13 protein-coding genes and 1 pseudogene are annotated in these 20,792 nt (G+C 69.1%); all 14 read left to right on the top strand.

Features of this window, described 5'->3' with window-relative positions:
• The first annotated feature begins 58 nt into the window (after positions 1 to 58).
• The 14 genes and pseudogenes from polA (at position 59) to secG (ending at position 20,789) form a co-directional block, all read left to right on the top strand.
• Positions 59 to 2,701, top strand: coding sequence for a DNA polymerase I (gene polA, locus MXD64_RS09740; RefSeq protein WP_250891603.1), 2,643 nt, complete (start codon positions 59 to 61; stop codon positions 2,699 to 2,701).
• 127 nt (positions 2,702 to 2,828) lie between these two features.
• Positions 2,829 to 4,509, top strand: a pseudogene (locus MXD64_RS09735) (DUF885 domain-containing protein).
• 158 nt (positions 4,510 to 4,667) lie between these two features.
• A complete protein-coding gene (rpsA, locus tag MXD64_RS09730; RefSeq protein ID WP_042540921.1) occupies positions 4,668 to 6,146 on the top strand; it encodes a 30S ribosomal protein S1 in 1,479 nt (492 codons plus the stop codon).
• A gap of 92 nt (positions 6,147 to 6,238) precedes the next feature.
• Entirely contained in the window at positions 6,239 to 6,841 is a 603-nt protein-coding gene (gene coaE / locus MXD64_RS09725) for a dephospho-CoA kinase (RefSeq protein ID WP_017887246.1), read from the top strand.
• A 120-nt stretch (positions 6,842 to 6,961) separates the two neighbouring features.
• Positions 6,962 to 9,034 (top strand): excinuclease ABC subunit UvrB, encoded by a 2,073-nt coding sequence (gene uvrB / locus MXD64_RS09720; protein ID WP_031259778.1) that lies wholly within the window; start codon positions 6,962 to 6,964, stop codon positions 9,032 to 9,034.
• The gene (locus MXD64_RS09715; protein WP_263136357.1) at positions 9,024 to 9,977 is read left to right on the top strand and encodes an SDR family NAD(P)-dependent oxidoreductase; all 954 of its coding nucleotides are present in this window, start codon (positions 9,024 to 9,026) and stop codon (positions 9,975 to 9,977) included. Before uvrB ends, MXD64_RS09715 begins: the two co-directional genes overlap by 11 nt.
• Positions 9,978 to 9,988: 11 nt before the next feature.
• Positions 9,989 to 13,045 carry an excinuclease ABC subunit UvrA gene (gene uvrA / locus MXD64_RS09710; RefSeq protein WP_056068716.1) on the top strand — a complete coding sequence of 1,019 codons (3,057 nt, stop codon included), beginning with the start codon at positions 9,989 to 9,991 and terminating at the stop codon, positions 13,043 to 13,045.
• Positions 13,046 to 15,100 carry an excinuclease ABC subunit UvrC gene (gene uvrC, locus MXD64_RS09705; protein WP_042540917.1) on the top strand — a complete coding sequence of 685 codons (2,055 nt, stop codon included), beginning with the start codon at positions 13,046 to 13,048 and terminating at the stop codon, positions 15,098 to 15,100.
• 103 nt (positions 15,101 to 15,203) lie between these two features.
• Positions 15,204 to 16,103, top strand: a complete 900-nt coding sequence (gene rapZ / locus MXD64_RS09700) for an RNase adapter RapZ (protein ID WP_140448078.1) — start codon at positions 15,204 to 15,206, stop codon at positions 16,101 to 16,103.
• A gap of 74 nt (positions 16,104 to 16,177) precedes the next feature.
• Positions 16,178 to 17,158 (top strand): DNA-binding protein WhiA, encoded by a 981-nt coding sequence (whiA, locus tag MXD64_RS09695; RefSeq protein WP_017887252.1) that lies wholly within the window; start codon positions 16,178 to 16,180, stop codon positions 17,156 to 17,158.
• Between the two features lie 269 nt (positions 17,159 to 17,427).
• Positions 17,428 to 18,432: a type I glyceraldehyde-3-phosphate dehydrogenase gene (gene gap / locus MXD64_RS09690; protein WP_017887253.1), complete on the top strand. Its 1,005-nt coding sequence runs from the start codon at positions 17,428 to 17,430 to the stop codon at positions 18,430 to 18,432.
• A 3-nt stretch (positions 18,433 to 18,435) separates the two neighbouring features.
• The gene (locus tag MXD64_RS09685) at positions 18,436 to 19,653 is read left to right on the top strand and encodes a phosphoglycerate kinase (protein ID WP_140448077.1); all 1,218 of its coding nucleotides are present in this window, start codon (positions 18,436 to 18,438) and stop codon (positions 19,651 to 19,653) included.
• Positions 19,650 to 20,429: a triose-phosphate isomerase gene (tpiA, locus tag MXD64_RS09680; RefSeq protein ID WP_031259782.1), complete on the top strand. Its 780-nt coding sequence runs from the start codon at positions 19,650 to 19,652 to the stop codon at positions 20,427 to 20,429. Before MXD64_RS09685 ends, tpiA begins: the two co-directional genes overlap by 4 nt.
• A 108-nt stretch (positions 20,430 to 20,537) precedes the next feature.
• A complete protein-coding gene (secG, locus tag MXD64_RS09675; protein ID WP_017887256.1) occupies positions 20,538 to 20,789 on the top strand; it encodes a preprotein translocase subunit SecG in 252 nt (83 codons plus the stop codon).
• Positions 20,790 to 20,792 lie beyond the last annotated feature (3 nt).

The raw sequence follows: 20,792 nt of genomic DNA, 5'->3' as shown, positions 1-20,792 counted from the left end.
CCGTGTCAGCGGGCGTCGGTAGGCTGTCCGGGTGTCGGACTCCGCAAAGCCTACCCTCATGGTCATCGACGGCCACTCGCTCGCCTTCCGGGCCTTCTACGCGCTGCCGGTCGACAGCTTCGTGAACCGCGAGGGGCAGCACACCAACGCGATCCACGGCTTCATCTCGATGCTGCTGATGCTCCTGCAGCGCGAGAAGCCCACCCACCTGGCGGTGGCGTTCGACATCTCCCGGTTCTCGTTCCGCACGCGTGAGTACGCCGAGTACAAGGGCACCCGCTCCGAGACACCGGCCGAGTTCAAGGGCCAGATCCCGCTGCTGCAGCAGGCGCTCGAGGCGATGGGCATCACCACCGTCACGAAAGAGGACTACGAGGCCGACGACATCCTCGCGACCCTCTCCAAGCAGGGCTCCGACCAGGGGTACAAGGTCTACGTGGTCTCGGGCGACCGCGACTCGATCCAGCTCGTCAACGACGACGTGACGCTGCTGTACCCGTCGGTCCGCGGTGTCTCCGAACTCACCCGCTACGACCGCGACAAGGTCTACGAGCGGTACGGCATCGAGCCGCACCAGTACCCGGACATCGCGGCCCTCGTCGGCGAGACCAGCGACAACCTGATCGGCATCGACAAGGTCGGCGAGAAGACCGCGGTCAAGTGGGTCACCCAGTACGGGTCGCTCGACGGTGTCCTCGAGCACGCCGACGAGATCAAGGGCGTCGTCGGCAACAACCTGCGTGAGCAGCGGGACCGTGCCGTGCGGAACCGCCGGCTCAACCGCCTGGTCACCGACGTCGAACTGCCCGTCGGTCCGGCCGACGTCGCACTCCGTCCCGTCGACGAGAACGCGGTGCGCGAGCTCTTCGCCAAGCTGCAGTTCCGCACGCTGCTCGACCGCGTGTTCAAGGTCGCCGGGTCGGGCGAGCCCGCAGAACCCTCGGCCGAGGGCACCGTCGACGACGGTGCGCCGACCCCGCCGCCCGTCAAGACCCTGATCGACGAAGAGCTCGGCTACTGGCTCGAACGCCGGAACGCGACCGAGGCGGCGAACGGCTACGGCGTCGCGGTCGAGGTCATCGACGGACGCCTCAGCGCCATCGGCATCGCGACCCACGACGACGCCGTGCTCGTGCCGGGTGGCAGCGGTGCCCAGGACTACGAGCAGCTCTCGGCCTGGTTCGCGTCCGACGCACCGAAGCACTTCCACGACGCCAAGGCCGCGATCAAGGCCCTCGGCACCGCCGGCTTCGTGGTGAACGGCGTCGCCGGCGACGCCCGGATCATGGGGTGGCTCGCACAGCCCGGCAAGCAGGGGCAGCCGCTGTCCGACCTCGTCTACCAGGAGCTCGGCGAAGAACTGCCGACGGCCGACCCGAACCAGCTCGTCCCCGAGACCGACCCGGTCAACGTCGGGGTGCACGCCTGGTTCGTGCTCCGCGTCACCACGGCCCTGCGTGCCCGGATCGACGCGTCCTCGCTGCAGGTGCTCGACGACATCGAGCTGCCGCTCGTCTCGGTGCTCGCGGGCATGGAGACCATCGGCGTCGGCATGGACCGTCCGGTGCTCACGGGCCTGTCGAAGGAGCTGGGGGAGCGCGCCGCCGAGCTGGCGCAGCAGGCGTTCGCCGAGATCGGGCACGAGGTCAACCTCGGGTCGCCGAAGCAGCTGCAGGAAGTCCTGTTCACCGAGCTCGCGATGCCGAAGACCCGCAAGACCAAGACCGGGTTCTCGACCGACGCCGCGAGCCTGGCCGACCTGCAGGAACAGCACCCGCACCCGTTCCTCGGGCTCCTGCTGCAGCACCGCGACGCCACGAAGCTCCGGCAGATCGTCGACACCCTCGACGCCGCCGTGGTCGACGGGCGCATCCACACCCGGTACGAGCAGACCGGCACGAGCACCGGCCGGGTGTCGTCGACCGACCCGAACCTGCAGAACATCCCCGTGAAGACCGCCGTCGGTCGCCGGATCCGCTCGGCGTTCGCGGTCGCCGAGCCGTACACGACGCTCGTCACCGCCGACTACTCGCAGATCGAGATGCGGATCATGGCGCACCTCTCCGGCGACCCCGGGCTGATCCAGGCCTTCAACGAGGGCGAGGACCTGCACCGCTTCGTCGGCGCCCGGGTCTTCGGTGTCGACCCGTCCGAGGTCTCCAACGAGATGCGCACGAAGGTCAAGGCCATGTCCTACGGCCTGGCGTACGGGCTGAGCGCGTTCGGGTTGTCGAAGCAGCTGCGCATCGAGCAGTCCGAGGCCCGCACGCTCATGACCGAGTACTTCTCCCGCTTCGGCGCCGTGCGCGACTACCTGCGCAACGTCGTCGAGCAGGCGCGTGAGGACGGCTACACCGAGACGATCTTCGGTCGCCGTCGTCCGTTCCCCGACCTGAAGAGCCCGAACCGGGTGCTGCGCGAGAACGCCGAGCGGGCCGCGCTGAACGCACCGATCCAGGGTTCCGCCGCCGACATCATCAAGATCGCGATGCTCGGCGTCGCCGACGACCTGCGCGACGGTGAGCTGGAGTCCCACCTGCTGCTCCAGGTGCACGACGAGCTCATCCTCGAGGTCGCTCCGGGTGAGCAGGAGCGCGTCGAGGAGATCCTGCGCACCCGGATGGGCAACGCCGCCGAGCTGACGGTGCCGCTCGACGTGTCCGTCGGCGTCGGCCGCAACTGGGAGGACGCCGCGCACTGACGCGGGGCCGCCGGCCCTGGTGGTGACGGGCGACGGACAGGAGGCGCGGTGCCAGCTGGCACCGCGCCTCCTGTCCGTCGATCCGCAGCGGCCGTCCGCCGTGGTCCACCTGGGTAGGGTCGAGGGCATGACCGATGACCGTCCTGTCCGCCAGCCGTCCGCCGTCGACCGTGTCGCCGAGGACTGGGTCACCACACTCGTCGACCTCGACCCGACGACCGCCACGTACATCGGGGTGCCGGGGCGCACGGGGGAGTACGGCGACACCTCGCCCGCTGGCGCCGCGGCGCTGGCCGAGGCCGCCCGCAGCGCCAAGCGTGCACTCGACGCCGCTCCGGCCGTCGACTCCGTGGACCAGGTGACCAAGGCCGATCTGGGTGCCGAGCTGGACCTCACCGTCGAGTCCTACGAGCGCAAGCTGCACCTCCGCGACCTGAACGTCATCGCGAGCCCGGCACAGTCGGTGCGCGAGATCATCGACCTGATGCCGACCGCGACCGAGTCGGACTGGCAGGACATCGCGAGTCGGCTGCAGGCGCTGCCGGATGCGCTCGAGGGCATCCGCGAGACACTGCTCGAGGGCACGCGTGAAGACGTCACCCCGGCGAAGCGCCAGGTCGCGCTCATCGCCGAGCAGGCGGCGCGCACCGGCGCCGACGGCGGGATGTTCCGTCAGCTGGCCGACTCCGCCGCGTTCGAGGGCGACGTCCCCGTGCCGGAGGCGCTCCGAGCCGACCTGCGCCGCGGTGCCGAGGTCGCGGCGGCGGCCTACCGCTCGTTCGGACAGTTCCTGGAGCACGAGCTGCTGCCGCTGGCCACCCCGGTCGACGCCGTCGGTCGCGAGGCCTACGAGCTGCACTCCCGCCGGTTCCTCGGTGCGGTCGTCGACCTCGACGAGACGTACGAGTGGGGCCTCGAGGAACTCGCCCGGATGCGGGACGAACAGGAGCGCATCGCCGACCGCATCGAGTCCGGTGCGAGCGTCGCCCGCGCGATCGAGGTGCTCGACACCGACCCGTCACGGATCCTGCACGGGACCGACGCCCTGCAGCGGTGGATGCAGGAGACGAGCGACGCGTCGATCGCCGCGATGGCGGGGAAGTGACTTCGACGTCCCGGACCCGATCCGTCGTCTGGAGTGCCGGATCGCCCCCACGCAAGAGGGCGGGATCTACTACAGCGGCCCGTCCGACGACTTCTCCCGTGCCGGTCGCATGTGGTGGTCCGTGCCCGAGGGCGTCACCGAGTTCGGCACCTGGCGCGAGAAGACGACGGTCTACCACGAGGGCGTCCCGGGTCACCACCTGCAGATCAGCCAGGGCGTCTACAACCGCGGCGAGCTGAACACCTGGCGCCGGCAGCTGGCGGGCTCCTCGGGGCACGTCGAGGGCTGGGCGCTCTACGCGGAGCGGCTGATGGAACAGCTCGGGTTCCTCGACGACGACGGCGACCGACTCGGCATGCTCGACGGCCAGCGGATGCGTGCCGCCCGCGTCGTGCTCGACATCGGCGTGCACCTGCAGAAGACGAACCCCGCCGGCGGCGGTTGGACGTGGGAGTACGCGCTCGACTTCATGGGGCAGAACGTCAACATGGACCCGGCGTTCGTCCGGTTCGAGGTGGCCCGCTACTTCGGGTGGCCGGGGCAGGCACCGTCCTACAAGGTCGGCCAGCGCGTGTGGGAGTCCATCCGCGACGAGGTCGCCGCGCGTGAGGGAGCCGACTTCGACCTGAAGGTGTTCCACCACCGTGCGCTCTCGCTCGGCAGCATCGGTCTCGACACCCTGCGCACCGCCCTGGTCGGGTGACGCGCCGTCGACCCGCCCGGTTGTGAGGCTTCGGCCGGTGCGGTTAGACTTGTGCGGCGCAATCCGCGCCACTCAATCAATCGCCACGGCGGTGCACCACGGGGGCCGAGTCCCCGCACGCCATGGCCCGACTCATGTCCGTTCGGAGCAATCTCTACATGACAACCACTACGACCAAGGCTCCTAAGCAGGTCGCCATCAACGACATCGGTTCGGCTGATGACTTCCTGGCCGAGGTCGAGAAGACCCTGAAGTTCTTCAACGACGGTGATCTCATCTCCGGCACCGTCGTGAAGATCGACCGCGACGAGGTCCTCCTCGACGTCGGTTACAAGACCGAGGGTGTCATCCCCTCGCGCGAGCTCTCGATCAAGCACGACGTCGACCCCAACGAGGTCGTCGAGGTCGGCGACGAGGTCGAGGCCCTGGTTCTCCAGAAGGAGGACAAGGAAGGCCGCCTCATCCTGTCGAAGAAGCGTGCGCAGTACGAGCGTGCGTGGGGCGACGTCGAGAAGATCAAGGAGTCCGACGGCGTCGTGACCGGGACGGTCATCGAGGTCGTCAAGGGCGGCCTCATCGTCGACATCGGCCTCCGTGGCTTCCTCCCCGCCTCGCTCATCGAGCTCCGTCGTGTCCGCGACCTCACGCCGTACCTCGGCCAGGAGATCGAGGCCAAGATCCTCGAGCTCGACAAGAACCGCAACAACGTGGTCCTGTCGCGCCGTGCGCTCCTCGAGCAGACGCAGTCCGAGTCCCGGACCACGTTCCTCAACAACCTCCACAAGGGCCAGGTCCGCAAGGGCATCGTGTCCTCGATCGTCAACTTCGGTGCGTTCGTGGACCTCGGTGGCGTCGACGGTCTCGTCCACGTCTCCGAGCTCAGCTGGAAGCACATCGAGCACGCCAGCGAGGTCGTCGAGGTCGGTCAGGAAGTCACCGTCGAGATCCTCGAGGTCGACCTGGACCGTGAGCGCGTGTCGCTCTCGCTCAAGGCGACGCAGGAGGACCCGTGGCAGGTCTTCGCCCGCACCCACGCGATCGGCCAGATCGCACCGGGCAAGGTCACGAAGCTCGTCCCGTTCGGTGCCTTCGTCCGTGTTGCCGACGGCATCGAGGGCCTCGTGCACATCTCGGAGCTCTCGAACAAGCACGTCGAGCTCGCCGAGCAGGTCGTCTCGGTCAACGACGAGGTCTTCGTCAAGATCATCGACATCGACCTCGACCGTCGCCGCATCTCGCTCAGCCTCAAGCAGGCGAACGAGGGCGTGGACCCGGAGAGCGACGAGTTCGACCCGGCGCTCTACGGCATGCCGACCGAGTACGACGACAAGGGCGACTACAAGTACCCCGAGGGCTTCGACCCGGAGACCAACGAGTGGCTCGAGGGCTACGACACGCAGCGCACCGAGTGGGAGGGCCAGTACGCGGCCGCCCAGGGTCGTTGGGAAGCCCACAAGGCGCAGGTCGCGAAGACCATCGCCGACGAGGCGCAGGGTGGCTTCGACCTCCCGGCCACGGCTTCGTCGTCGTCGTCGTCGTCCTCGTCGTTCGCCGGCGAGACGGGTGGCGCAAGCCCCCTGGCCGACGACGCGTCGCTCGCTGCACTCCGCGAGAAGCTCAGCTCGACCAACAACTGATCGAGCGGTTCGTCCCGACCGGAAGCCCGGCACCCCTGACAGGGTGCCGGGCTTCCGGCGTTTCCGGGCTTCCGGGTCGTTACCCTGTTGCCGTGCACATCATCGGACTCACGGGCGGCATCGCCGCGGGCAAGTCGACCGTCTCCCGACGCTGGGCCGAGCACGGGGCCGTCATCGTCGACGCCGATCGCCTGGCGCGGGACGCGGTGGCACCGGGAAGCCCGGGCCTGGCACAGGTCGCCGAGCGGTTCGGCGCGTCGGTCATCGCCGCCGACGGCTCGCTCGACCGGCCCGCACTCGGATCGATCGTCTTCGCGGACCCCGCGGCGCGGAAGGACCTCGAAGCCATCACGCACCCCGAGGTGTGGCGGCTCGCGCAGCAGGCGTTCGACGGAGCCGAGTCCGCTGACCCCGACGCCGTGGTGGTCTACGACGTGCCGCTCCTGGCCGAGGCTCGGGGGTCCCGTCCGCTCCGGTTCGAGGCGGTCGTGGTGGTGGACGCCCCCGCGGCGCAGCGCATCGAGCGACTCGTCGAACACCGTGGGATGCCCCGTGAGGAGGCCGAGCGCCGGGTCGCAGCCCAGGCGAGTGACGAGGACCGCCTCGCCCTCGCCGACCACGTCGTCGACGCGACCGGGACCCTCGAGCGGACGATCCGCTCCGCCGACGAGGTGTGGGCCCGGATCACGGGATGAGCCGTGCGCACCCCGGAGGGCGGTCCGGTCCGGCGCCGTCGGAGGGGACAGTACGCCCAGGGCGAGCAACGTCCTCCGGTGTCAGGGGTGCCGACTAGCGTTGTCCCCATGGGTGTTGCGATCGAACCGACCCGAGCGGTGCGTCCGTTCGAGGTCATCAGCGAGTACTCGCCGAGTGGCGACCAGCCCGCGGCCATCGCGGAACTCGCCGGGCGGATCAACGCCGGTGAGACCGACGTCGTGCTGCTGGGCGCGACCGGTACGGGCAAGTCGGCGACGACCGCGTGGCTCATCGAGCAGGTGCAGCGGCCGACGCTCGTGCTCGCGCACAACAAGACCCTCGCGGCGCAGCTCGCCAACGAGTTCCGCAGTCTGATGCCGAACAACGCGGTCGAGTACTTCGTCTCCTACTACGACTACTACCAGCCCGAGGCGTACGTCCCGCAGACGGACACGTTCATCGAGAAGGACTCCTCGGTCAACGCCGAGGTCGAACGACTCCGGCACTCCACGACGAACTCGTTGCTCAGCCGGCGCGACACCGTCGTGGTCTCCACCGTCTCGTGCATCTACGGCCTCGGCACCCCCGAGCAGTACATGAACGCCTCGGTCGCACTCCACGTCGGCCAGACGATCTCCCGTGACCAGCTCGTGCGCAAGTTCGTCGCCATGCAGTACCAGCGCAACGACGTCGACTTCGCGCGCGGGACCTTCCGGGTGCGCGGCGACACCATCGAGATCATCCCGATGTACGAAGAGCACGCCATCCGCATCGAGATGTTCGGTGACGAGATCGAAGCGCTCTCCTCGCTGCACCCGCTGACGGGCAACGTCATCGACGACCTGCCCGCCGTCTCGATCTTCCCCGCGTCGCACTACGTCGCCGACACCGACGTGATGCACCGGGCGATCGTGTCCATCAAGGAAGAACTCGCGGAACGGCTCGCCGAGCTCGAGGGCCAGGGCAAGCTGCTCGAGGCCCAGCGGCTCCGCATGCGAACGACGTTCGACATCGAGATGATGGAGCAGATCGGGTTCTGCTCCGGCATCGAGAACTACTCGCGGCACATGGACGGCCGCGGCCCGGGTGAGGCACCGCACTGCCTCATCGACTACTTCCCGGACGACTTCCTCATCGTCATCGACGAGTCGCACGTCACCGTGCCGCAGATCGGTGCGATGTACGAAGGCGACGCCTCGCGCAAGCGCACCCTCGTCGAGCACGGGTTCCGTCTGCCGAGCGCGATGGACAACCGCCCGCTGAAGTGGGAGGAGTTCCTGGAGCGCGTCGGCCAGAAGGTCTACCTGTCGGCCACCCCCGGCCGTTACGAGCTCGGGGTCACCGACAGCGTGGTCGAGCAGATCATCCGCCCGACCGGCCTCATCGACCCCGAGATCGTGGTGAAGCCGAGCGACGGCCAGATCGACGACCTGCTCGAGGAGATCAAGCAGCGTGTCGAGAAGGACGAACGCGTCCTCGTCACGACGCTCACCAAGCGCATGGCCGAAGAACTCACCGACTTCCTCGGCAACGCGGGCGTTCGGGTCCGGTACCTGCACTCCGACGTCGACACCCTGAAGCGTGTCGAACTGCTCACCGAGCTGCGGCAGGGCGTGTACGACGTGCTCGTCGGCATCAACCTGCTGCGTGAGGGCCTCGACCTGCCCGAGGTGTCGCTCGTCGCCATCCTCGACGCCGACAAGGAAGGCTTCCTCCGTTCATCGACGTCGCTCATCCAGACGATCGGTCGTGCCGCCCGCAACGTGTCGGGCCAGGTGCTCATGTACGCCGACAAGATGACCGACTCGATGAAGATCGCGATCGAGGAGACCGACCGCCGTCGCGAGAAGCAGGTGGCGTACAACCTGGAGCGCGGGATCGACCCGCAGCCACTGCGCAAGAAGATCGCCGACATCACCGAGGTCCTGCAGCGCGAGAACGACGACACGAAGGCGCTCCTGCAGGGCCGCCCCGGTACGGACGGCCGTCGTTCGCCGACGCCGAACCTCAAGCGCGGGGGCATCGCGGGCGAGGGCGCGACGCAGCTCGGGGCCACCATCGCCGACCTCAACGACCAGATGCTGCAGGCGGCGGCCGAGCTGAAGTTCGAGCTCGCAGCCCGACTGCGCGACGAGGTGCAGGACCTGAAGAAGGCCCTGCGCCAGATGGAGTCGGCCGGGCATGTCAGCTGACGCTGCCCGCACGGTCGTCGTCACCGGTGCGAGCGCCGGCCTCGGCTACCACGCCGCCGAACAACTGGCCGCGGCCGGACACCGGGTGGTGCTGGCCACGCGCGACCGCGGTCGGGCTGCGGCCGCCGAGCGCAGCATCCGGCGACACGTCGACGGTGCGTCGCTCGCCCACGTCCACCTCGACCTGGCAGACCTCGACTCGGTGCGTGCAGCCGCCGCGGAGCTCGCACAGCTGGAACCCGACGGTGTCGACGCGGTCGTGAACAACGCGGGCGTCGTCGGCGCGTCCACACAGCGGAGCACCGCGCAGGGAACCGAACTGCAGATCGGCACGAACCACCTGGGCCACTTCGCCTGGACCGGCCTCGTGCTGCCCCTGCTCGAACGACGCGCCGGCCGGATCGTGCACCTCGGTTCGATCGCGCACCGGTTCGCACAGCTCGACCCGACGGACCCCCTCGGCGTCGGCCGCTACTCCAGCCATCGCCAGTACGCCCGGAGCAAGCTCGCCGTGATGCTGTTCGGGTTCGAGCTCGCCGAGCGGCTGGCCGATTCGGGGTCGCCCGTGTCGAGCGTCGTGGCGCACCCCGGTCTGTCACTCGACCGGCTGTCGCCGGTCCGACCGGACATCAGTCCGGTCCGCCCGGAACCCGAGTGGATCCGCCCGGCTGCGCGCCTCGTCGCCCAGGGCAAGGACGTCGGTGCCGAGCCGCTCGTGCACGCCGCGGTCGGTGCGGACGTGCGCTCGGGGAGTGCTGGGGTCCGGCCGGCTGGGGACAGCTCCGCGGTGCATCGACGGTGGTCGCGGCGGAACCCCGGGCGCACGACCGCACGGTCGCCGCGCAGCTCTGGACCGCGAGTGCGCGCGCTTCCGGGGTCGCGTTCGCTCTCGACGCATTCGTCTGACCCTGCTTCCCGGCCGAATGTCGGTGCCGCTTCGTAGACTCGACGACGATGACCATCACCTCTGACCCCGGTACCTCGACGTCGGGCCGGAACGCCTTCGGCGAGCCCGCTGACCTCCACCTCCCCGGCGGGAACGCACCGCACAGCACCTCCACGCTCAGCGTGCGCGGTGCCCGCGTGCACAACCTCCGTGACGTCGACCTCGAGATCCCGCGCGACTCGCTCGTCGTGTTCACCGGCCTGTCCGGCTCGGGCAAGTCCTCGCTCGCCTTCGACACGATCTTCGCCGAGGGGCAGCGCCGCTACGTCGAGTCGCTGTCCGCCTACGCGCGCCAGTTCCTCGGCCAGGTCGACCGCCCCGACGTCGACTTCATCGAGGGGCTCTCGCCGGCGGTGTCGATCGACCAGAAGTCGACCAACCGCAACCCCCGGTCGACGGTCGGCACGATCACCGAGGTCTACGACTACATGCGTCTGCTCTGGGCGCGCATCGGGGTACCGCACTGCCCGACGTGCGGCGAGGTGATCAGCAAGCAGACCGTCCAGCAGATCGCCGACCAGCTCATGCAGTTCGAGACCGGTACCCGGTTCCAGGTCCTCGCACCCGTCATCTCCAAGAAGAAGGGCGAGTTCGTCGACCTCTTCCAGGAGCTCGCAGCGTCCGGCTACGCCCGTGCGATCGTCGACGGGGAGCGCATCCAGCTCAGCGACCCGCCCAAGCTCAAGAAGCAGGTCAAGCACGACATCTCGGTCATCGTCGACCGCCTGGTGTCGAGCGACGACATCCTCGGGCGGCTCACCGACTCGCTCGAGACCGCGCTGCGGCTGACCGACGGCACCGTCGGCATCGACCTGGTGGACCACGAGGGACCCGGGGCGGTCCGGACCTACTCCGAGAACCTCTCCTGCCCGAACAACCACCCCCTGGCGCTCACCGAGATCGAGCCGCGGACGTTCTCGTTCAACGCCCCGTTCGGTGCCTGCCCCGAGTGCTCCGGCCTCGGCACGCGCATGTCGGTCGACCCCGACCTGGTGCTCGGCGACCCCGAGGCATCGTTGCGTGACGGCGTCCTGCTGCCCTGGACCGGCACCAGCGGGCTGTACTCCTACTTCGAGAAGCTGCTCGGCGGCCTCGGCAAGGAGCTCGGCTTCTCGCTCGACACCCCGTGGAACCAGCTCGACCCCGCGGTCCAGGCGTCGATCCTGACCGGCAAGGACTTCCAGGTCTCGGTCTCCTGGCGCAACCGCTTCGGCCGCGAGATGCGGTACACGAGTGGCTTCGAAGGCGTCATGCCCTACATCGAGCGCAAGTTCGCCGAGGCCGAGTCGGACTCGCAGCGGCAGCGCTTCCAGGGCTACCTGCGCGAGGTCCCGTGCCCGGTGTGCGAGGGAACCCGCCTCAAGCCCGAGGTGCTCGCGGTGACGGTGAACGACCGCAGCATCGCGGACGTCACCGACATGTCGCTCGACAACGCGTACTCGTTCATGGACGAGCTGACGCTGACCGACCGCGAAGCGCACATCGCCGCGGCGGTGCTGCGTGAGATCCGCGCGCGTCTCGAGTTCCTGCTCGAGGTCGGTCTGAACTACCTCACCCTGGCGCGTGGTGCCGGTGGCCTCTCCGGTGGCGAGGCACAGCGCATCCGTCTGGCGACGCAGATCGGCTCCGGCCTGACGGGCGTGCTCTACGTGCTCGACGAGCCGAGCATCGGCCTGCACCAGCGTGACAACCGTCGACTCATCGACACCCTGGTCAAGCTCAAGGACCTCGGCAACACGCTCATCGTCGTCGAGCACGACGAAGACACGATCCGCACGGCCGACTGGGTCGTCGACATCGGCCCCGGCGCCGGCGTCAACGGCGGCAACGTGGTGCACTCCGGTTCGTACGAGGGCATCATCGAGAACCGCGAGTCGATCACGGGTGACTACCTCGCCGGCCGCCGTGCGATCGAGGTGCCCGCCGAGCGTCGCAAGGTCAACCTCAAGCGCGCCATCACGGTGCAGGGCGCTCGGGCGAACAACCTGAAGACGATCGACGCGGACTTCCCCCTCGGTGTCTTCACCGCGGTCACGGGTGTCAGCGGTTCCGGCAAGTCGACGCTGGTGAACGACATCCTGTACAAGGTGCTCGCCAACCAGCTCAACGGTGCGCGGCACATCGCGGGCAAGCACACGCGGGTGAAGGGCCTCGACCAGCTCGACAAGGTCGTGCACGTCGACCAGGCACCGATCGGCCGCACGCCGCGGTCGAACCCGGCGACCTACACGGGCGTGTTCGACCGCATCCGGCAGCTGTTCGCCGAGACGCAGGAAGCGAAGACCCGCGGCTACCAGCCCGGTCGATTCAGCTTCAACGTCAAGGGCGGTCGCTGCGAGAACTGCGCCGGTGACGGCACGATCAAGATCGAGATGAACTTCCTGCCCGACGTCTACGTCGCGTGCGAGGTCTGCGGTGGTGCGCGCTACAACCGCGAGACGCTCCAGGTGCACTACAAGGGCAAGAACATCTCCGAGGTCCTCGACATGCCGATCAGCGAGGCGGCCGAGTTCTTCGAGCCGATCTCCGCGATCCACCGCTACATGGCGACCCTCGTCGACGTGGGCCTCGGCTACGTGCGCCTCGGCCAGAGCGCGACCACGCTCTCCGGCGGCGAGGCGCAGCGCGTCAAGCTGGCCACCGAGCTGCAGCGTCGCTCGAACGGCCGCACGGTGTACGTGCTCGACGAGCCGACCACCGGTCTGCACTTCGAGGACGTCCGCAAGCTCCTCCTCGTGCTGCAGAGCCTGGTCGACAAGGGCAACACCGTCATCACCATCGAGCACAACCTCGACGTCATCAAGTCCGCCGACTGGCTGATCGACATGGGGCCCGAGGGCGGCTCCGGTGGCGGCACGGTCCTGGCGACGGGCACCCCGGAGCACGTGGCGACCGTGCCGGAGAGCCACACCGGTGTCTTCCTGCGCGAGATCTTCGACGCGCAGGACGCCCGGGTCGGCAAGCAGCAGGCCGTCGGTGCACGCCAGGCAACCCAGAAGCAGCAGGGCGGCAAGCAGTCGGGCACGACCAAGCAGACGAGCAAGCAGAAGGCGGGTGCTCGGTAGGTGGCGGACACCGTCCCGTGGCGTCCGAAGGCGGGGGAGATCCCGACCGACCCGGGCGTCTACCGATGGCGTGACGAGGCCGGCCGGGTGCTCTACGTCGGCAAGGCGAAGAACCTCCGCGCCCGGCTGAGCAACTACTTCGCCCCGCTCCCGACGCTGCACGAGCGCACCCGGCGGATGGTCCTGACGGCCCGCAGCGTCGAGTGGACGACGGTCGGTTCCGAGATCGAGGCGCTCCAGCTCGAGTACACCTGGATCAAGGAGTTCGACCCGCCCTTCAACGTCAAGTTCCGCGACGACAAGTCGTACCCGTACATGGCGGTCACCCTGGGTGACGAAGCGCCGCGGGTGATGGTGACGCGCAACCGCAAGATCAAGGGGGCGAAGTACTTCGGTCCGTACCCGAAGATCTGGGCCGTGCACGACACCATCGACCTGATGATCAAGGTGTTCCCGATCCGGACGTGCTCGGACTCCTCGTACAAGAAGGCGATGCAGACCGGCCGCCCGTGCTTCCCGGGGCAGATCGGCAAGTGCGGTGGCCCGTGCTCGCAGAAGGTCACGATCGAGGAGCACCGGGCGCTCGTCGAGGAGTTCGTGCGCTTCATGAACTCCTACGACCGTCGGGTCATCACCGAGCTCCGGCAGCGCATGGGCGCCTCCGCCGACGCGATGCAGTACGAGCAGGCCGCGAAGTTCCGCGACCAGGTCGAGGCGCTCGAAGCCGTGCTCGAGAAGTCCGCCGTGGTGCTCCGTGACTCGGTCGACCTCGACCTGTTCGGCATCGCGGAAGACGAGCTCGCCGCCGCCGTGCAGTTGTTCTCGGTCCGGGGCGGCCGCATCCGCGGTGTCCGCGGCTGGGTGGTCGACAAGGAACTCGACATCGCCACCGGCGACCTCGTCGAGCAGATCGTGCAGGGCGTCTACGTCACCGACGAACCCCCGCGCGAAGTCGTCGTCCCCGAGCTGCCAGAGGACGCCGACGCGCTCCAGGAGTGGCTCAGCAAGCGCCGGAACGGGCGTGGCACGAAGCTCAGCACCGCCCAGCGCGGCGACCGTGCGGGTCTCGCCCGGACGGCTGCGCAGAACGCCGGGCAGGCGCTCATGCTCTACAAGACCAAGCGCTCCGCCGACTACACCACCCGGGCCGCAGCACTCGCCGACATCCAGGACGCCCTCGGCATGACCGAGGCGCCGCTCCGCATGGAGTGCTACGACATCTCGCACCTGCAGGGCACGAACGTCGTCGCATCGATGGTGGTGTTCGAGGACGGTCTGCCACGCAAGGACCAGTACCGCCGGTACTCGATCGCCGAGACCACCGACGACACCGACAGCATGCACCAGGTGCTGTCGCGGCGCCTGGCCCGGCTGGACGAGGACGCCGAGCTGCCGGACGTCCCGGACGTCACGACGGACGAGGTCGTCGAGGGGTCGAAGCCGACGAAGCGGTTCGCGTACCGTCCGCAGCTGCTGATCGTCGACGGCGGACAGCCCCAGGTGCAGGCCGCGAAGCGCGCGATGGACGAAGCCGGCGTGCACGACATCGCCCTGGTCGGCATCGCCAAGCGGCTCGAGGAACTCTGGCTGCCGGACGACGACTTCCCGGTGATCCTGCCCCGCAACTCCGAGGCGCTGTTCCTGATCCAGCGGATCCGTGACGAGGCGCACCGGTTCGCGATCACCCACCAGCGCAGCAAGCGCAAGCGCGACGTGCGCTCACGGCTGTCCGAGATCCCCGGTCTCGGACCGAGTCGCGTGAACGCCCTGCTGAAGCACTTCGGATCGGTCGCCCGGCTGCGTGAAGCCACGGCCGAGGACATCGGCGAGGTGAACGGGATCGGTCCGGCGACGGCTGCCGCGGTCGTCTCGAAGCTGGCCCAGACGCCGACGAGCGCACCGGCCACGAGCGCGTCCAGCGCCCCCGAGCCGGACGCCGACGCGATCGCGGACACCGTGACCGAGGACGCAGCCACCCAGCAGACCGTTACCCACCCCGGAGGCCCGGTGCGGGTCCCCGAGGTGACCAGCGACGGTCCGCAGCGACCGTCGTGACGAACCCCACGCCTCCCGTCCGTCACCGGGCGGTAGCCTGGTGCGGCAGCCGAGACCTCCCCGGGCGACGCGCCCGGGCCGCCACGACGGAGCCCACTCCCAGATGACCGACAGCGCCACCGCGACCACACACGCGTCGCAGCACGACATCCTCATCGTCACCGGCATGTCCGGGGCCGGGCGGTCCACGGTCGGCAAGGCCCTGGAAGACCTGGGCTGGTACGTCGTCGACAACCTGCCCACGCAGATGCTGGCCCCGCTGACCGAGCTCGCCGACCGTGCGGGCGAGAAGATCCCGAAGATCGCCACGGTGGTCGACGTCCGGGGCGGGCGGTTCTTCACCGACCCCGAGCACGCGGTCGAGCAGGTCCGCTCGAGCACGTCCGCACGGGTCCGGGTGCTGTTCCTCGAGGCGACCGACGCCGTGCTGGTCCGACGGTTCGAGCAGGTGCGCCGACCCCACCCACTCCAGGGCGAGGACACCCTGCTCGACGGCATCGCCCGCGAACGCGCGCGGCTCGCCGGCCTGCGTGAGGCGTCCGACGTGGTGATCGACACCTCCGACCTCAACATCCACCAGCTCGCGAACACCGTCATCGAACAGTTCGCCGACGAGCACTTCGTGGGACTCCAGGTCACGCTGATGAGCTTCGGGTTCAAGTACGGACTGCCCGCCGACGCCGACATGGTGGCGGACGTCCGGTTCCTGCCGAACCCCTACTGGGTGCCGGAACTGCGGCCCCACACCGGCCTCGACCAGCCCGTGTCGGACTACGTCCTCGCCCAGGCCGGAGCCCGTCCGTTCGTCGACCGCTACGCCTCCGTGCTCGAGCCGGTCTTCGAGGGGTACCAGCGCGAGAACAAAAGACACGCTACGATCGCCATCGGCTGTACCGGCGGGAAGCACCGCTCGGTCGCCATCGTCGCCGAGTTGGCGAACCTCCTCCGCGGGATGCCAGGCGTCGCCGTGCGTGTGAAGAACCGAGATCTCGGCCGGGAGTGACCGTCCCTCCGGCCGCTCCCACGCCCGTGCCGCCGGATCTGCGGGAACCACTGAATGAAGTTAGGAATGATGCTGTGCCGTTGACTGCCGAGGTCAAGGACGAACTGGCCAGGGTCGCCGTGAACCGCAACACGGTCCGCGCCGCCGAACTGGCCACGATCCTCCGGTTCGCCGGTGGTCTGCACGTCATCTCGGGCCGCATCGCGGTCGAGGTCGAGCTCGACACCCGGATCATCGTGCACCGGGTCCGCAAGGACCTCGCCGAGCTGTACGGCGTGCGCAGCGAGGCGTCGGTGGGGTCGTCCGCATCCTCCCGTCGCGGGACCCGCTACCTGGTCCGCGTGCTCGAGGCGGGGGAGACCCTCGCTCGCCAGACCGGCCTGATGGACGCCCGTCGTCGACCCGTCCGCGGGCTGCCGAACCGCCTGACCACGGGCAACCGCGAGGACCTCGCCGCCATCTGGCGTGGTGCGTTCCTCGCCTCCGGCACCCTGACCGACCCCGGTCGGGCCGCTGCGCTCGAGGTCACCTGCCCCGGCAACGAGGCCGCGATGGCCCTCGTCGGTGCCGCGTCACGTCTCGGTGTCGCCGCCAAGGGCCGTGAGGTCCGCGGGGTCCACCGCGTCGTCATCCGCGACGGTGAGGCCATCGGTCAGATGCTGACGGTGATGGGCGCCGCACGCACCACCGCCGACTGGGAGGAGATGCGCCAGCGCCGCGAGGTCCGAGCGACCGCGAACCGCCTGGTCAACTTCGACGACGCGAACCTGCGCCGTTCCGCGCAGGCCGCCGTGGCCGCCTGCGCCCGGGTCGAGCGCGCGCTCGAGATCCTCGGCGAGGACGTCCCCGACCACCTGCAGTACGCCGGCACGCTGCGCCTGCAGCACCGCGACGCCTCGCTCGACGAGCTCGGCCAGCACGCGGACCCGCCCATGACCAAGGACGCCATCGCGGGTCGCATCCGTCGCCTGCTGGCGATGGCCGACAAGCGGGCCTCCGACCTCGGCATCCCGGGCACCGAAGCGAGTGTTCCCGAGGAGCTCGAAGGGGTCTGACACGGGTCTGTCGACCCTGCGGACGGGAGGCGCGGTGCCAGCTGGCACCGCGCCTCCCGTCCGTTTCCGCACCCGTTCCCGGACCCGTCCCCGGCCTGGTCGGCGACCGTCCGGACGGACCGTCATCCCGCTCGGGCACGCAGTGTCCGACTGCTAGGGTCGTTACGGCGACGTTACGGGGCGTATCGTCCACCACACGCGGGCCCGCCAGGGTGCGCGCCTCCCGAAAGCAGCGCCCCCTGGGCGCTCCACACTCACCAGGAGATCCATTGACCGTCAAGATCGGTATCAACGGCTTCGGCCGCATCGGCCGTAACTTCTTCCGGGCCGCCCTCGCGAAGGGCTCCGACCTCGAGATCGTGGCGGTGAACGACCTCACCGACAACGCGTCGCTCGCCAACCTGCTGAAGTTCGACTCCATCACGGGTCGTCTCGGCGTCTCCGTCGAGCTCGACGGCGACAACATCGTCGTCGACGGCAAGGCCATCAAGGTCCTCGCCGAGCGCGACCCCGCCAACCTGCCCTGGGGCGAGCTGGGTGTCGACATCGTCATCGAGTCCACCGGGTTCTTCACCAAGGCCGCCGACGCGCAGAAGCACATCGACGCCGGTGCCAAGAAGGTCATCATCTCCGCCCCGGCCTCGGGTGACGACGTCACCATCGTGCTCGGCGTGAACGAGGACCAGTACGACGCTGCGAACCACCACATCATCTCGAACGCGTCCTGCACCACGAACAGCCTCGCGCCGCTCGCCAAGGTGTTCCACGACAAGTTCGGCATCGAGCGTGGCCTCATGACGACGGTGCACGCCTACACCGCCGACCAGAACCTGCAGGACGGCCCGCACAAGGACCCCCGTCGTGCCCGCGCCGCCGCGCTGAACATCGTCCCGACCTCGACCGGTGCCGCCAAGGCCATCGGCCAGGTCATGCCGGAGCTCGCCGGCAAGCTCGACGGCTTCGCCCTGCGCGTCCCGGTCCCCACCGGCTCGATCACCGACCTCACCCTCGAGACCAAGTCCGAGGTCACCGTCGACGAGATCAACGCCGCCTACAAGGAGGCCGCAGAAGGTCCCCTCAAGGGCATCCTGCTCTACAGCGAGGACCCGCTGGTGTCGACCGACATCACCACGGACCCGCACTCCTCGATCTACGACTCCGGCCTGACCAAGGTCATCGGCGGCCTCGTGAAGATCACCTCGTGGTACGACAACGAGTGGGGCTACTCGAACCGCCTCGTCGACCTCACCGAGTACGTCGGCGAGCGTCTGTAACACATGGCCCTCCGCACCCTCGAGGACCTCGGCGACCTCGCCGGCAAGCGTGTCGTCGTCCGTTGTGACCTGAACGTCCCGCTCAAGGACGGCACCATCACGGACGACGGCCGCGTGCGGGCGTCGCTGACCACCCTGAACACCCTCGTCAACGCCGGCGCGCGCGTCATCGTGATCTCGCACCTGGGTCGCCCCGACGGGGAGCCCAAGCCCGAGTTCTCGCTCGCGCCGGTCGCCCAGCGGCTCTCCGAGCTGCTCGGCAAAGAGGTCACGTTCGTCGGCGAGACCGTCGGCGACGAAGCGACCGCCGCGGCCGAGGCCCTCGAGGACGGCGACGTCCTGCTGCTCGAGAACCTCCGGTTCAACCCGGAGGAGACCTCGAAGGACGCCGCCGCGCGGAGCGCCTTCGCGGACCGCATCGCGGCCCTCGGTGACGCCTTCGTCTCCGACGGCTTCGGTGTCGTGCACCGCAAGCAGGCCTCGGTCTACGAGCTCGCGTCCGCGCTGCCCAGCGCGGCCGGGTCGCTCATCGAGACCGAATTGCGGGTGCTCGAGCGGCTGACCACCTCGCCGGAACGGCCGTACACGGTCGTGCTCGGCGGGTCGAAGGTCAGCGACAAGCTCGGTGTCATCGACCACATCCTGCCGAAGGTCGACACGCTGTGCATCGGCGGCGGCATGCTCTTCACCTTCCTCGCGGCCCAGGGCCACGGGGTCGCGAAGTCGCTGCTCGAAGCCGACCAGCTCGACGTCGTCCGCGAGTACCTCTCGCGTGCGAAGGAGCTCGGCGTCACCATCGACCTGCCGACCGACGTCGTGGTGGCATCCGGCTTCGCGGCCGACGCCGACCACGAGACCGTCGCGGCGGACGCCATCGAGTCCTCGTCGTTCGGAGCAGAGGGCATCGGCCTCGACATCGGCCCGGAGACCGCAGCGCGGTTCGCCTCGGCCGTCTCGGGTTCGAAGACCGTGTTCTGGAACGGCCCGATGGGCGTGTTCGAGTTCCCGGCCTTCGCCGCCGGCACGAAGACCGTCGCGCAGGCGCTCACCGAGGTCGACGGCCTCGGCGTCGTCGGTGGTGGCGACTCCGCTGCCGCCGTGCGCTCGCTCGGCTTCTCGGACGACCAGTTCGGCCACATCTCGACCGGTGGCGGTGCGAGCCTCGAGTTCCTCGAGGGCAAGTCGCTGCCTGGTCTCGAAGCACTGGGGTGGACAGCATGACCCGGACTCCGTTGATCGCGGGCAACTGGAAGATGAACCTGGACCACCTCCAGGCCATCGCCACGGTGCAGAAGCTCGCGTGGACCCTCAAGGACGCCCGGCACGACTTCGACGACGTCGAGGTCGCGGTCTTCCCGCCGTTCACGGACCTGCGGAGCGTGCAGACGCTCATCTCGGCCGACAAGCTGCCGATCCACTTCGGTGCGCAGGACCTGTCGCAGTTCGACTCCGGTGCCTACACCGGTGACGTCTCCGGCGCGTTCCTGGCGGCGCTCGACGCCCAGTACGTCATCGTCGGCCACTCCGAGCGGCGCACGCTGCACGGTGAGACCGACGAGGTCGTCGCGGCGAAGACCGCAGCGGCAGTCAAGCACGGCCTCGTCCCCGTGGTGTGCGTCGGCGAGACCGGCGAGCAGCGCGAGGAGCGCGGCGCCGGTGTCGTGCCGGTCGAGCAGCTCCGCGTCGTGCTCGACGCGGTCAAGCCGGCCGACATCGTCGTGGCGTACGAGCCGGTCTGGGCCATCGGGTCCGGCCAGGCGGCCACGGCCGAGCAGGCGCAGGACGAGTGTGCGGCCATCCGTCGCGGCATCGCTGCTGCCTGGGGCGACCAGGCCGCTGCGGACACCCGGGTGCTCTACGGCGGCTCGGTCAAGTCCGGCAACATCGCGGGGTTCCTCCGCGAGCCCGACATCGACGGCGCGCTCGTCGGTGGCGCTTCGCTCGACGTGCAGGAGTTCGCGGCCATCGCGCGGTTCCGTCAGCACGTCGGGCTGTAGTCCACAGGCGTCGTCGCGGGCAGTCGTCCGCACCACTCCCGTCCAGGTACCGGCCGTGCTCCGCGCGGCCGGTACACTGGTACGGCTGACTGACACGAAAGGTACGTCGTGGCGATACTCTCCGTCGTGCTGCAGGTCCTGCTCGCAATCACGAGCCTCCTGCTCACGCTCCTCATCCTGCTGCACAAGGGCCGCGGTGGTGGCCTCTCCGACATGTTCGGCGGTGGGGTCACGAGCAACCTCGGTGCGTCCGGCGTGGCCGAGCGCAACCTCAACCGCATCACGGTGATCCTCGGTCTGGTCTGGATCGTTTCCATCATCGTGCTCGGTCTCATCAACAAGTTCACGGCGGGGGTCTGATCC

It is taken from the genome of Curtobacterium sp. Arg-1, from assembly GCF_025643395.1.
GTDB lineage: Bacteria > Actinomycetota > Actinomycetes > Actinomycetales > Microbacteriaceae > Curtobacterium > Curtobacterium poinsettiae.
The sequence above is the reverse complement of the archived record's forward strand: the minus strand, read 5'-3'. Positions and strand labels throughout refer to the sequence as shown.